Source organism: Lysobacter niastensis, assembly GCF_015453285.1.
GTDB classification, from domain to species: domain Bacteria; phylum Pseudomonadota; class Gammaproteobacteria; order Xanthomonadales; family Xanthomonadaceae; genus Lysobacter_J; species Lysobacter_J niastensis.
On sequence record NZ_JADLZT010000010.1, the window covers coordinates 63875 to 77153 of the forward strand.

At 69.4% G+C, this 13279-nt stretch carries 12 protein-coding genes; all 12 read left to right on the forward strand.

What is annotated here, in order from left to right; all coding sequences use genetic code 11:
• Positions 1-30 precede the first annotated feature (30 nt).
• Positions 31-1194 (forward strand): flagellar biosynthesis protein FlhB, encoded by a 1164-nt coding sequence (flhB, locus tag IU514_RS16400; RefSeq protein ID WP_194932219.1) that lies wholly within the window; start codon positions 31-33, stop codon positions 1192-1194.
• Positions 1191-3263 carry a flagellar biosynthesis protein FlhA gene (gene flhA / locus IU514_RS16405; protein ID WP_228760807.1) on the forward strand — a complete coding sequence of 691 codons (2073 nt, stop codon included), beginning with the start codon at positions 1191-1193 and terminating at the stop codon, positions 3261-3263. Before flhB ends, flhA begins: the two co-directional genes overlap by 4 nt.
• Positions 3264-3310: 47 nt before the next feature.
• A complete protein-coding gene (gene flhF / locus IU514_RS16410) occupies positions 3311-5098 on the forward strand; it encodes a flagellar biosynthesis GTPase FlhF (protein WP_194932220.1) in 1788 nt (595 codons plus the stop codon).
• Positions 5082-5975, forward strand: a complete 894-nt coding sequence (locus tag IU514_RS16415; protein ID WP_194932221.1) for a MinD/ParA family protein — start codon at positions 5082-5084, stop codon at positions 5973-5975. The genes flhF and IU514_RS16415 overlap by 17 nt, the downstream gene beginning before the upstream one ends.
• Positions 5972-6733 carry an RNA polymerase sigma factor FliA gene (locus tag IU514_RS16420; protein WP_194932222.1) on the forward strand — a complete coding sequence of 254 codons (762 nt, stop codon included), beginning with the start codon at positions 5972-5974 and terminating at the stop codon, positions 6731-6733. Before IU514_RS16415 ends, IU514_RS16420 begins: the two co-directional genes overlap by 4 nt.
• 184 nt (positions 6734-6917) lie before the next feature.
• Complete coding sequence (gene cheY / locus IU514_RS16425; protein ID WP_194932223.1) at positions 6918-7310, forward strand: chemotaxis response regulator CheY; 393 nt, start codon at positions 6918-6920, stop codon at positions 7308-7310.
• The gene (locus tag IU514_RS16430; protein WP_194932224.1) at positions 7307-7930 is read left to right on the forward strand and encodes a protein phosphatase CheZ; all 624 of its coding nucleotides are present in this window, start codon (positions 7307-7309) and stop codon (positions 7928-7930) included. Before cheY ends, IU514_RS16430 begins: the two co-directional genes overlap by 4 nt.
• 2 nt (positions 7931-7932) lie before the next feature.
• Positions 7933-9720, forward strand: a complete 1788-nt coding sequence (locus tag IU514_RS16435; RefSeq protein ID WP_194932225.1) for a chemotaxis protein CheA — start codon at positions 7933-7935, stop codon at positions 9718-9720.
• A 75-nt stretch (positions 9721-9795) separates the two neighbouring features.
• Positions 9796-10536, forward strand: a complete 741-nt coding sequence (locus IU514_RS16440; protein ID WP_194932226.1) for a flagellar motor protein — start codon at positions 9796-9798, stop codon at positions 10534-10536.
• Positions 10537-10545: 9 nt separating this feature from the next.
• A complete protein-coding gene (gene motD / locus IU514_RS16445) occupies positions 10546-11652 on the forward strand; it encodes a flagellar motor protein MotD (RefSeq protein ID WP_194932227.1) in 1107 nt (368 codons plus the stop codon).
• Complete coding sequence (locus IU514_RS16450; protein WP_194932228.1) at positions 11652-12440, forward strand: ParA family protein; 789 nt, start codon at positions 11652-11654, stop codon at positions 12438-12440. Before motD ends, IU514_RS16450 begins: the two co-directional genes overlap by 1 nt.
• Positions 12437-13165: a chemotaxis protein CheW gene (locus IU514_RS16455; protein ID WP_194932229.1), complete on the forward strand. Its 729-nt coding sequence runs from the start codon at positions 12437-12439 to the stop codon at positions 13163-13165. Before IU514_RS16450 ends, IU514_RS16455 begins: the two co-directional genes overlap by 4 nt.
• The last annotated feature ends 114 nt before the right edge of the window (positions 13166-13279 follow it).

Consider the following 13279-nt stretch of genomic DNA (forward strand, 5'->3'; position numbering starts at 1 on the left):
CGCCTCGGCGGGTTCGGGACGGATGAGGCGATGTCCAGCGAAGACCAGGAAGACCGCACCGAACAGCCATCAGAGAAACGATTGCGCGAGGCGCGCGAACGCGGCGACGTGCCGCGATCACGCGAGCTGGCAAATGTCGCGGTGCTTGGATGTGGCTCGCTGGCGCTGGTCAGCACCGGCTCGCACATCGGTTCGGCATCGCAGGACTGGCTGCGCAATGCATTGACCATCGACCCGGCCGTGCTCGGCCAGCACGACCGCCTGCTGCCCTACGCCGCGAAGCTGCTCGGCGGCCTGGTCTTGCCGATGCTGCCGGTGCTGCTCGCCGCGCTGGCGGCGTGCCTGATCGCGCCGGCGCTGATGGGCGGCCTGCGTTTCGCGAGCCAGGCACTGCAGCCGGACTTCATGCGATTGAACCCGCTGTCCGGGCTCAAGCGGCTGTACGGAAAGGAAAGCCTCGCCGAGCTGGTGCGCTCGCTGTTGCGCGTAACGCTGATCGGCGGCATCGGCGCGCTGGTGGTGTACGGCGCATTCACGCAACTGCTGTCCATGGCGAAGATGCCGCTCGATGCGGCCGTCGGCCTGGGACTGGGCCTGATCACCCGGTCGCTGATGGCGATGGTCGGCGCGCTGGCGCTGCTGGCCGCGATCGACGTGCCGTGGCAGCACTGGCAATGGCGCAGCCGCCTGAAGATGACGAAGCAGGAGCTGCGCGACGAGTTCAAGGAAAGCGAAGGCAACCCGGAAGTGAAGGCGCGCGTGCGCCAGGTCGCCGCGCAGATGTCGCGCCGCCAGATGATGGAAGCGGTGCCGAAGGCCGACGTGGTGATCGTCAACCCGACCCACTACGCGGTCGCGCTGAAGTACGAGGCCGGCAAGATGCGCGCACCCCGGGTCGTGGCCAAGGGCGTGGACGAGCTGGCCCTGTCGATCCGCGACGTCGCCACCAAGAACCGCGTCAGCATCGTCGAAGCGCCGCCTCTGGCACGCGCCTTGTATCGGCATGCGCAGATCGACCAGGAAATCCCGGTGAAGCTCTACGCGGCCGTTGCCCAGGTGTTGTCCTACGTGTACCAGCTCAAGCGCTGGCACCCGTCGCATGGGCCGATGCCGTCGCTGGCCGGGGTCGAGGTCGATGCCGAACTCGCCGACGGCAACGGTAACGGTGGCGGCGCCGGAGAACCGACGCGATGAGCCAGGCCGGCAGCCGGATCTCCGTCGCCTCCGTGGGCGAGGCCATGCGCAACGGCCTGGCGGCGCCGCTCGTGGTGCTGGCGATGCTGGCCATGGTGATGGTGCCGCTGTCGCCGCTGCTGCTGGACGGCCTGTTCACGATCAACATCGCGATGTCGCTGGTGGTGCTGCTGGCGGTCGTGTACGTGAAGCGGCCGCTGGAGTTCTCGGTGTTCCCCAGCGTGCTGCTGCTGGTGACGCTGCTGCGCCTGGCGCTGAACGTCGCCTCCACGCGCGTGGTGCTGCTGCACGGCCACCAGGGCCCGGCCGCCGCCGGCCACGTGATCGAGTCGTTCGGACAGTTCGTCATCGGCGGCAGCTTCGCGGTGGGCATCGTCGTGTTCGCGATCCTGACGATCATCAACTTCGTCGTCGTCACCAAGGGTTCGGGCCGTATCTCCGAAGTCTCGGCGCGGTTCATCCTCGACGCCCTGCCCGGCAAGCAGATGGCGATCGACGCCGACCTCAACGCCGGCCTGCTCTCGCGCGAGGACGCCAAGGCGCGGCGCGAGGAAGTGCGCGCCGAGGCGGACTTCTACGGTTCGATGGACGGTGCCAGCAAGTTCGTGCGCGGCGACGCCATCGCCGGCCTGCTGATCCTGGCGATCAATGTCGTCGGCGGCATCCTGATCGGCGTGCTGCAGCACGAGATGGACTTTGCCGAGGCCGGCAAGACCTACGTGCTGCTCGCCATCGGCGACGGCCTCGTCGCGCAGCTGCCGGCCCTGTTGGTATCGACCGCGGTGGCGATGCTGGTCACGCGCGCGACGCGCGAGCAGGAGATGGGCCCGGCGGTGAGCAAGCAGGTGTTCGGCTCGCCGCGTGCGCTGACCGTGGCCGCGTCCCTGCTCGGTCTGGTCGGCGTGGTGCCGGGCATGCCCAACATTCCGTTCCTGCTGCTGGCCGCGGTGCTGGGCTATGCCGCCTGGCGCCTGCACCAGCGCGGCGCGCAGGTGCAGGACGAAAAGGAAGAAGAAGCCACCGTCGCCGCGGCGGCACAACCGGAACTGAGCTGGGACGAACTGCGTCCGGTCGAGCCGCTGAGCCTGGAAGTGGGCTATCGCCTGATCGCGCTGGTCGACAAAACCCAGGGCGGCGAACTGCTGGCACGGCTGAAGGGCGTGCGCCGCAAGCTCACGCAGGACCTGGGCTTCCTGATTCCCGCCGTGCATGTGCGCGACAACCTCGAACTTGCGCCGGGCCAGTACCGCCTGCTCGTGCACGGCGTGCCGGTCGCGAGTGGCGAGCTGCATCCCGACCGCGACCTCGCGCTGGATCCGGGCCGCGTGTTCGGGCCGCTCGACGGAATTCCCGGCAAGGACCCGGCGTTCGGCCTGGACGCGGTGTGGATCCAGCGCAGCCAGCGCGCGCACGCCGAATCACTGGGCTACACCGTGGTCGACGCCGCCACCGTGGTCGCCACGCACCTGTCCCATCTCGTGCGCGAGCGTGCCGCCGAAATGCTCGGCCACGACGAAGTGCAGCAGCTGCTGGCCACGCTCGGCCGCAGCGCGCCGCGCCTGGTCGAGGACCTGACGCCGAAGCTGTTGCCGCTGTCGGTGGTGGTGCGCGTGCTGCAGTCGCTGCTGGCCGAACGCGTGCCGGTGCGGCAGCTGCGCCAGATCGTCGAAGCGCTGCTCGAACACGGCGCGTCCACGCAGGACCCGGCGCTGCTGACCGCGGCTGTGCGCACCGCCCTGGGCCGCTTCATCGTCCAGGAACTCAACGGCCTCGGCGCCGAGCTGCCCGTCTACACGTTGGCGCCGGCTCTGGAACGGGTATTGCAGGACTCGGTCAGCGGCCAGGGCGCCGCGCTGGAACCCGGACTCGCCGAGCGTCTGCATCAGAACCTCAGCGAGTGCGTGACCCGCCAGGAAGGCCGCGGCGAACCCGCGGTGTTGCTGGTACCGGGCGGAATCCGCGCGGCGATTGCCCGGCTGGTGCGGCACAGCGTTCCGGCGCTGACCGTGCTGGCCTACGGCGAAGTGCCGGAGGACAAGCGCCTGCGTCTGGTCGGGGCGATTGGTTGAAGTGACGGAAACGTGGCGCCGGCGTAACGGCGCGGCAGGAGGAAGCAGTGAGAATCAAGCGTTTCATAGCCCCCGACATGCGCACCGCGCTGCGCATGGTGCGCGACGAGCAGGGCCCGGACGCGGTGATCCTGTCCAACCGCCCGATCGAGGGCGGCATCGAAATCGTGGCGGCCACCGACTACGACGAATCGCTGGCGCAGCAGGCGCTGCGCGCCGCCGTCCCGGCGCTGCAGCCGATGCAGCCTTCGGTGCCGATCGAGGCCAATACCGCCGAGCTGTACGCACCCTCGCACGGCACGCCTTCGTTCGCACGCACCGAATCGCCGGCGCGCCCGGCGCCGACGCTGGTCGCTGCGACGGCCAAGGTCGCGCAGGCCGCCATGTCCGAGCGTGCGATGCCGAAGGTCGCCGAAACCGCGATTCGCGGCCGTGCCGTGTTCTCCATCGACGACAGCCCGCTGCCGGACAAGCCGGCGCAGGCGATCGCGGAGCCGGCGCATCCGGTCACCGCGAATGTCGTCGCCGAAACGGCAACGCATGCGATGGACATCGAGGCCGCGCCGCCCTCCGCTGCGCGCCCTGAAGCATCGCGCTTCGAAGCGATGATGGCCGCGCTGATGCCGCGCCGCGCCGAACGTGCATCTGCGATGCCGGAAGCCTCAGCTCCCGCTCTGCACGCGGTGCCGGCCGCCAGCGCTCCGGCCGCATCCGTCGACCAGGTTCCATCCGCTCCGGCCGCCGCCGTCATCGCCGACGTCGTCGCAGCAGCTTCAGCCGCGACAGCATCCGAACCGGAAGACGCCATCGCGGCGGACGTGCAGGAAGCGCCCGAGCAGCCCGCCGCCGTGCAGGAAACCACCCCGCTGCTGCGCGCCGTCGCCGAGCCGCGTCACGACCCCGCGATCAACGCGATGCGCGACGAACTGGCATCGATGCGCCAGATGATCGAGCGCGAGCTCGGCCAGTTCGCGATCGAGCGCCTGCGCGGTTCGCCGGCACGTGCCGCCGCCTACGACGCGCTGATCGGTTATGGCTGCGACGAAAGCCTGGCGTTAACCGTCGCCGGCGCGATCGATGCGCGCCTGGATCCGGCCCAGGTGCACGAGCCGATGCTCGCCGAACTGGCGCGCCAGCTCAGCGTCGCTCGCCACGAACCGATCGACGACGGTGGCGTGATCGCGCTGGTCGGCCCGACCGGCGCCGGCAAGACCACCACGGTCGCCAAGCTGGCCGCGCGTTTCGCCCAGCGTCATCGCGCCCGCGATGTCGCCCTGGTCACCACCGACACCGAACGCCCCGGCGCCACCGAACAGCTGCACATTTTCGGTCGCCGCCTCGGCATCACCGTATGCGAGGCGGGCGGCGCCAGCGCGCTGGGCGAAGCACTGGACCAACTGGCGGATTACCCGCTGGTGCTGATCGATACCGCCGGGCACGGCCTGCGCGATCGCGCCCTGCTCAACCAGATCCTGTGGCTGCGCACGTCCCAGCGCGTGCGCAGCCTGCTGGTCCTGCCCGCCACGACCCATCCGCACGACCTCGGCGAGGTGGTGCGGCGCTACCGCCCGGCGGCGCCCGGCGGCGTCGTGCTGACCAAGCTCGACGAAACCGGCCGCCTCGGCTCGGCGCTGTCGGTGCTGGTCCAGCAGGGCCTCAGCCTGGCCTACACCACGTCCGGGCAGCACGTGCCTTCCGACATCGAAGCCGCCGACGCCGATCGCCTCGTCGCGACACTGGAGAAAGTGCGACGTGCTGCCGTTAACGCTCTCGGGTCCCCGGACCCGCGTCCTGCGAACCTCCCCACCGAGGACCGACATGCCCTTGCCTGCTGATTCCAACGCCAGTTCCCACACCACCCGTGCCCCGGTCCGCGTCATCGCGGTGGCCAGCGGCAAAGGCGGCGTCGGCAAGACCTCGGTCTCAGTGAACCTGGCGATGTCGCTGGTGCATGCCGGCCAGCGCACGCTGCTGTTGGACACCGACCTGGGCCTGGCCAACGTCGACGTGATGCTGGGCCTGTCGCCGCAGTTCACGCTGGCCGACGTTTTCGCCGGTCGCTGCGAACTTCGCGACACGCTGCTCGAAGGCCCGCGCGGCCTGTGGGTCGTGCCCGCCGCATCGGGCAAGCGCCACATGACCGAGCTGCTGCCGCAGCAGCACATCGGCCTGGTGCATGCCTTCTGCGAACTCGACCTGCCGATCGACGTGATGGTGGTCGACAACGCCGCCGGCATCGCCGACAGCGTGCTGACGTTCTGCCAGGCCGCGCAGGACGTGATCGTCGTGGTCTGCGACGAGCCGGCCTCGGTCACCGACGCCTATGCGCTGATCAAGGTGCTCAGCCGCGAGCGCGGCGTGAACCGCGTGCAGGTGCTGGCCAATCAGGTCGCCAACGCCAACGAAGGCCGGCAGCTGTTCGAGAAGCTCGAACGCGTCAGCTCGCGCTTCCTCGACGTGACCCTGCACTACCTCGGCGCGATCCCGCGCGACGAATGGCTGCGCCGCGCCATCCAGCGCCAGGAAGCCGTCGTCGAAGCGTTCCCCGGCAGTCCGTCGGCGCTCGCATTCCGCGAGATCGCACGGCGCGCACGCCAGTGGCAGTCGCCGCAGGGCCCGCGCGGCCATGTCGAGTTCTTCATGGAACGCCTGATCACGCAGAGCGCCAACGAACCCGGGCACCACGATCCGCTGCGGAGCGCCGTCGCATGAACGCCGCTGCTGCCGCCCAGTACCGCGCTGCGCAGCAGGGCAGCGCCACCGACATCGTCGAGCGCCATGGCGAGCTGGTGCGGCGCATCGCCCACCACCTCGCCGCACGCCTGCCGGCCAGCGTCGAGATCGACGACCTGATCCAGGCCGGCATGCTCGGACTGATCGACGCGGCGCGCAATTTCCAGGCCGACCAGGGCGCGGCGTTCGAAACCTATGCATCGATCCGCATCCGCGGCGCGATGATCGACGAGATCCGCCGCGGCGATTGGGTCCCGCGCTCGGTGCACCGCCGCTACCGCGACGTCGTCGCCGCCACGCGCGAAGTCGAGCAGCGCACCGGCCGCGCCGCCAGCCCTCAGGAAATAGCCAGCACGCTCAACGTGCCGCTGGACGATTACCACCGCATGCTCGAGGACGCCGCGCGCGGGCAGCTGATCAGCCTCGACGCGCACCTGGAAGAACACGACGGCGAACCGCGCCTGTCCTCGAACGTCAGTACCACGCCTGCGCGCGAGTTCGAGCAGTCCGCGTTCCGCACCGCACTGGGCGGCGCGATCGGCGACCTGCCCGAACGCGAACAGCTGGTGCTGTCGCTGTACTACGAGCAGGAAATGAACCTGCGCGAGATCGGCGCCGTGCTTTCCGTCAGCGAATCGCGCGTCTGCCAGATCCACGGCCAGGCCATGCTGCGGCTGCGCGCGCGCCTGGGCGAATGGCGCGGCTCGCACCAGGACGAAGAAGAACATGATTACTGAGCAACAAACTCGCGCTCTCTCTCCCGCCCATCCTTCGACTCCGGGCCATAGGCCCTACGCTCAGGACGAACGGTGAAATGAATCCGTTCGTCCTGAGCGTAGGCGCGAAGCGCCGGAGTCGAAGGATGGACGGACCGCCAACACGCCGCCACACACCAATATCACCAGCACCGGGCAATACCGAATGGACAAGAACATCCGCATCCTGATCGTCGACGACTTCTCGACCATGCGCCGCATCGTCAAGAACCTGCTCAACGACCTGGGCCTGCACAACACCGCCGAGGCCGACGACGGCACCACCGCCCTGGCCGAGCTGCGCAAGGCACCGTACGACCTTGTCATCACCGACTGGAACATGCCCGGCATGCCCGGCATCGACCTGCTCAAGGCGATCCGTGCCGACGCGACGCTGTCGAAGATCCCGGTGCTGATGGTGACCGCCGAAGCCAAGCGCGAGCAGATCATCGAAGCCGCGCAGGCCGGCGTGAACGGCTACGTCATCAAGCCGTTCACCGCGGCCACGCTGGAAGACAAGCTCGGCAAGATCTTCGAGCGCCTGGGAGCCGCCGCTTGAGTTCCTTCCAGCCGCCGTTCGACCGCCAGGCGCTGGTCTCGCGCCTGCACGCCGCGTTGTGGGCGCTGGAGCACGACGACCTCGCCGGCTGGCGCGCCAACGTCGATGCGCTGATCGAGTGGCGCAGCCAGCCGCTGGTGCAGGGACTGGCGCGGCTCGCGCGCGAACTCGAACACGCGCTGGGCGATACCGCGGGCGGCCAGTCCAACGGCTCGCTTCCCGAAGCGTGCGCGCGGCTGGAACACGTGGTGCGCGTCAGCGAGGACGCCAGCCACCGCACGCTCGACCTGATCCAGGATTGCGGCGTGCTGCTGGGCACGTTGCCCGGCGCCAATGGCGACGAGCAGGCCGCCACCATCGCCGCAATCCGCAGCCGCCTGTCTGAGATGACGGCGGCGCAGGGTTACCAGGACCTCACCGGCCAGATCATCCTGCGCGTGGTGGAACTGGTGCGCGCGGTGCACGCCGGACTCGGCGAGGTCGGCGAAGCCGGCGGCACCGGGGATCGTCCGCTGCAGTCGCCGAACTCGCGTGGCTACGGTCCGGCGGTGACCGGCGTCGATGCCGCACCGGCGACGCAGGACGACGCCAACGAACTGCTGTCCGCGCTGGGGATCTGACGATGGCCGAGCTGGCATCCGACATCTGCGCCGACTTCCTCATCGAAGCCCGCGAGATCCTCGACCAGCTCGGCGAGCAGATGGTCGCGCTGGAACATGCGCCGGCCGACCGCGAGTGCCTCAACACGGTGTTCCGCGGCTTCCACACGATCAAGGGCGGCGCCGGCTTCCTCGACTTCGCGCCGATGGTCGCGATCTGCCACGCCGTCGAGGATCGCCTCAACGTCGCGCGCGACGGCAGCGTTCCGATGGACGCGTCCGCGTTCGACGGCGCGCAGCAGTCGCTGGACCTCCTGGTCGACATGCTGCAGGCCGTGGCCGCCGGCGAGGAGCTGGAATCCGCACCGCAGGCACTGCTGGCGTCGCTGCGCGAAGGCGCCAAGCCCAAGGCCGCGCCCGCCGCGATGGCGTCGCTTGCCATCCCAGCGGGCGACGGCATCGACGACCTCGATTTCGAAGCGCTGCTCGACAGCCTGCATGGTGTCGGTGGTTTGCCGGGTGCGCCTTCCGACGCGCCCGCTCCGCCTCCTGTCGCTCCTCCGTCCCATCCGGATACTCCGAAGCGCGCGGCGCCGTCACGCACGGCAGCACCCGCGACGACCGAGGCCAACGACCCGACCGTCCGCGTCGATGTACGCCGTCTCGACGCGATGGTCGACCTGGTCGGCGAACTAGTGCTCGCGCGCAACCGCCTGAAGACGATCCGTCCGCGCCTGCGCGACGAGGACCTCGATCGCGCCGTCACCGCGCTTGACGTCGCTACCTCGCGCCTGCAGTCGGCGGTGATGATGGTGCGCATGCAGCCGGTCGGCCGCGTGTTCGCGCGCTTCCCCAAGCTCGCGCGCGACGTTGCGCGGCAAGTGTCCAAGCAGGTCGAACTCGACATCGTCGGCGCCGACACCGAACTCGACCGCAACCTGGTCGAGGCCCTCGCCGATCCGCTGGTGCACCTGGTGCGCAACGCGATCGACCACGGCATCGAATCGCCGCAGGCGCGCCGCGCCGCAGGCAAGTCCGAAACCGGCCGCGTGCGGCTGTCGGCGCAGCAGGAAGGCGACCACGTCGCGATCGAGGTCAGCGACGACGGTGGCGGGATCGACCCGGAAAAGATCCGGCGCAGCGCCTGCAGCAAGGGCCTGATCGAGAACGACGCGGCCGCGCGCCTGTCGGCGGACGAATGCCTGCAGCTGATCTTCTTGCCGGGCTTCTCCACGCGCAGCGAGGTCAGCGACCTGTCCGGTCGCGGCGTCGGCATGGACGTGGTGCAGTCGAAGATCCGCGAACTCAGCGGCCAGGTGCAGATCCATTCCGAGGTCGGACACGGCACGCGTTTCGTCATCCGCGTGCCGCTGACGCTGGCGATCCTGCCGACGCTGCTGGTCGAACTGGACGACGACGTCTACGCGCTGCCACTGGTACGCGTGGTGGAAGTGCTGGCGCACGAGCGCGTCGAGGCGCTGTGGATCGACGGACAGAGCATGCTCGACCTGCGCGACGAGCCGCTTCCGCTGCTAAGCCTGCGCGGCTGGCTGGGCCTGCCGGACGACGGCCACGGCAACGGCACCTGCGTGGTGCTGCAGTCCGGCGAACAGCGTTTCTGCCTGACGGTGGACCGCGTGCGCGGCCGCGAAGAGGTGGTCATCAAGGCGCTACCGCGCACGCTGCGCGGATTGGCCGGCTACGCGGGCGCCAGCCTCGTCGGCGACGGCCGCATGGCGCTGATCCTCGACGTCGATGCGCTGCTGCGCACCGGCATGCGCGGCTCAAGTAAGGCGCCGCGCGACCGATAAAACGGGAGACCGTCATCCCGTCCTTCGCGGGAAAGACGGCAGCCAACCAACCTCCCACGACGACATCCCCACTCGATGGACAGACTCAGCCTTACCGGTGTCGTACTTGCGCTGGTCGCCCTGATCGGCGGCAGCGTGCTCAAGGGTGCGGGCCTGTCCGGGCTTTGGTCGCCGGCCGCGTTCGTGATCGTGATCCTCGGCACCATCGCGGCGATCCTGCTGCAGACGCCCATGACCACGTTCAAGCGCGCGCTCGCGATCGTGCGCTGGGTATTCCGCCCGCCCCTGCAGGACCGCCCGGCGATGATCGCGAAGATCGTCGAGTGGAGCACGGTCGCGCGCCGGCAAGGCCTGCTCGGCCTCGAAGCCGAAGTCCAGGCACAGGACGACCCGTTCCTGCGCAAGGGCCTGCAGATGGTCGTCGACGGCCTCGAGCCGGAAGCGATCCGGCAGATGCTGGAGATCGAACTGCACGGCCAGTCGCAGCGGGACCTCGCCGCGGCCAAGGTGTTCGAGGGCATGGGCATCTATTCGCCGACGCTGGGCATCATCGGCGCGGTGCTGGGCCTGATGGCGGTGATGAAGAACCTCGCCGACCCGAGCAAGCTCGGCCACGGCATCGCCGCGGCGTTCACCGCCACGATCTACGGCATCGGTGCGGCCAACCTGTTGCTGCTGCCGATGGCGAGCAAGCTCAAGGGCCTGGTCAACCAGCAGACCGGCGAGCGCGAGATGATGGTCGAAGGCCTGATCGCGATCGCCCAGGGCGAGAACCCGCGCAACATCGAGGCGCGGCTCAACGGCTTCGTCCACTGACACGCGCGCATGGCCGGCCGTCGCCACCAGCATGAAGAGCACGCCAACCACGAAGCCTGGGCGATCCCCTACGGCGACCTGGTGACGCTGCTGCTCGCCTTCTTCGTGGTGATGTACGCGATCTCCTCGCTCAACGAAGGCAAGTACCGCGTGCTCGCCGATGCGCTCTCCACCGCGTTCGGCGGGCCGCCGCGCACGGTCTCGCCGATCCAGCTCGGCATGCACCAGTTGCGCGGCTCGGCGTTCGACCGGCCATCGCTGGCCACGCCCGGCTCCAAGTCCGGACCCTCCTCGTCCAGCCCGATCAGTTCGCTGCAGATCCGCCAGGTGCTGGACATGCCGACTTTCGGCAAGCAGCACCAGAAGCAGGGACAGGGCGGTGCCGGCAACGGCGGCAATAGCAATGGCGGCAGCAGCGAAGGACAGGCGGGCGAACAGCTGCACTCGATTGGACGCCGTATCCAGGATGCCCTGTCGGAACTGGTGAAGCAGCGTCTGGTCACGGTGCGCCGCAGCTACAGCTTCCTGGAAGTGGAGATCCAGAGCGACATCCTGTTCGCCAGCGGCGTCGCCGATCCCAATCCATTCGCCACCGACACGGTGCGCAAGATCGCGCAGGTGTTGCGCGAGGAGCCCAACGCACTGCGCGTGGAGGGGTACACCGACGACGTGCCGATCCGCACCCCGCAGTTCCGCTCCAACTGGGAACTCTCGGCCGCGCGTGCGGCCAGCGTGGTCCACGTACTCACCGAGGCCGGCGTCGCGCCGCAGCGCCTGGCGGTGGTTGGCTACGGCGAGAACCAGCCGGTCGCCGACAACCTGACGCAGGCCGGGCGCAACGCGAACCGCCGTGTGCTGCTGGTGATCCTCGCCAGCCCGCAAGGTCCGGACGCGATCGAAGAGCGTCGCGGACCGGTGATCGCGATGGCAGCAGACGACGTGGCGCCTGCCGATCCGCATGGTGCAGCGGGCTTCGCTCCTGCGACGTCGGTGCCTGCAACGGCCGCACCGGCCGCGGCTTCCGCCGCTGCCAAACCCGACAGCACCGGCGCGTCCGGTCATCCACGCGCCGCCGTCGCTGCGGCGCAATCCTCCACCCTTCCGGGAGCGGGCTGATGCGCGCCTGGGCAATCGCCAACCAGAAAGGCGGCGTCGGCAAGACCACGACGTCGCTGTGTCTCGCACGTGGCCTGGCTACAACCGGCCATCGCGTGCTGCTGCTCGACCTCGACCCGCACGCATCACTGACGCGCGCATTCGAGGTGCCATCGGATCCTCCGCCGGCCGGCACGCACGACCTGTTCAACAACAGCAACTCGACGCTGCTCGAGCTGGCGCGCTACACGCAGATACCCGACCTGCAGCTGGTCGCCGCGCAGCCGGCGCTGGCGACGCTGGAGCGCCGCGGCGCCAGCCAGCCTGGTCTCGGCCTCGCGCTGGGCCGTGCGTTGCATGGCGTGCGCGAGCTGTACGACTACGTGTTAATGGACTGTCCGCCAACGCTGGGCCTGCTGATGGTCAACGCGCTCGCCGCTGCCGATCGCCTGGTCGTGCCGACGCAGACCGATCCGCTGGCACTGCATGGCCTGTCCGACATGCTTCGCACCGCCGAGATGGTCGAGCGCTCGCGACGCAGGCCGCTGCCGCGCCATGTGCTTCCGACGCTGTTCGATCGCCGCACGCGCTCGGGCGTTCAGAGCCTGGACCTGCTGCAGGATCGCTACGGCGACCGCGTCTGGCCCCATGCGGTGCCGATGGACACGCGGCTGCGCGATGCCGCGTCGCTCACCCGCGCGGAACCGCCCGACGGCCGCGGCGTCGACGCGTATCGCCGCGCGCTCAAGTGGCTGATGACGCACGAGCCGGACGGCAACGACGTGACCCACAAGCGCGAGGCCGCATGAACTCTCCGGTCATCGATGCGTATCTGGAAGCGCTGCTCGACGCGGGCCCGGGCCAGGACGCCATGGCCGATTCGTTGCCTGTCGTCGTGCCGACGGCATCCACGCTCTCGACGACGGAGATTCCCACACCCGAGGTCGCGCCTGTCGAGGTGATCGCGGCGCCGGTCGTACCCGCACCCGTCGCGGACGAGCCCGCACGCGCCCGCCCGCCGATCCCGCCTCTGGTCATCGAACGATTGGAGCCGCGTCCGCTGGCGGCCCCGCCAGCCGCAGCACCGCGGGCACCGTCGCGCAGCGCCACACCGTCTCCGATCGCCAGCACGCATCGCTGGCTGCGCGTCAACGTCGGCCATGACAGCTATGCGATCGAACTGCTGCGCGTGCAGGAAGTCGGGCGCACCGCACCGATCGTGGCGATGCGCGGCGCTTCGTCGGCCGTGCTTGGCGCGATGAACCTGCGCGGCCGCATCGTTCCGGTGTTCGACCTGGGCCTGTGGCTGGGCACTCACGGAGTCGAGCCCGATGAGCGCGCGCGCATCGTCGTGGTGGAGCGCGACAACGAACTGATCGGCGCGCTCGTATCCGCCGTCGAGGACGTGGTCACGCTGGGACCCGACGGCATCGAGCCGCCGCTGATCAGCAGTCCGTCGCAGGCCATCGTGGGTGTTGCGAGAGTCGGCGCGAAACCGACCGTCCTGCTCGATGCGAATGCGCTGTTCGGGTGAGTGGAACAGCCCCTTCCCGCCTGCGGGAGAGGGGTTGGGGTGAGGGCAAGGGGCGACCGAAGTCACATCCTCAAGTCCTGTCCCACGCCGCCGTTATCCAGATCGAACGACCAC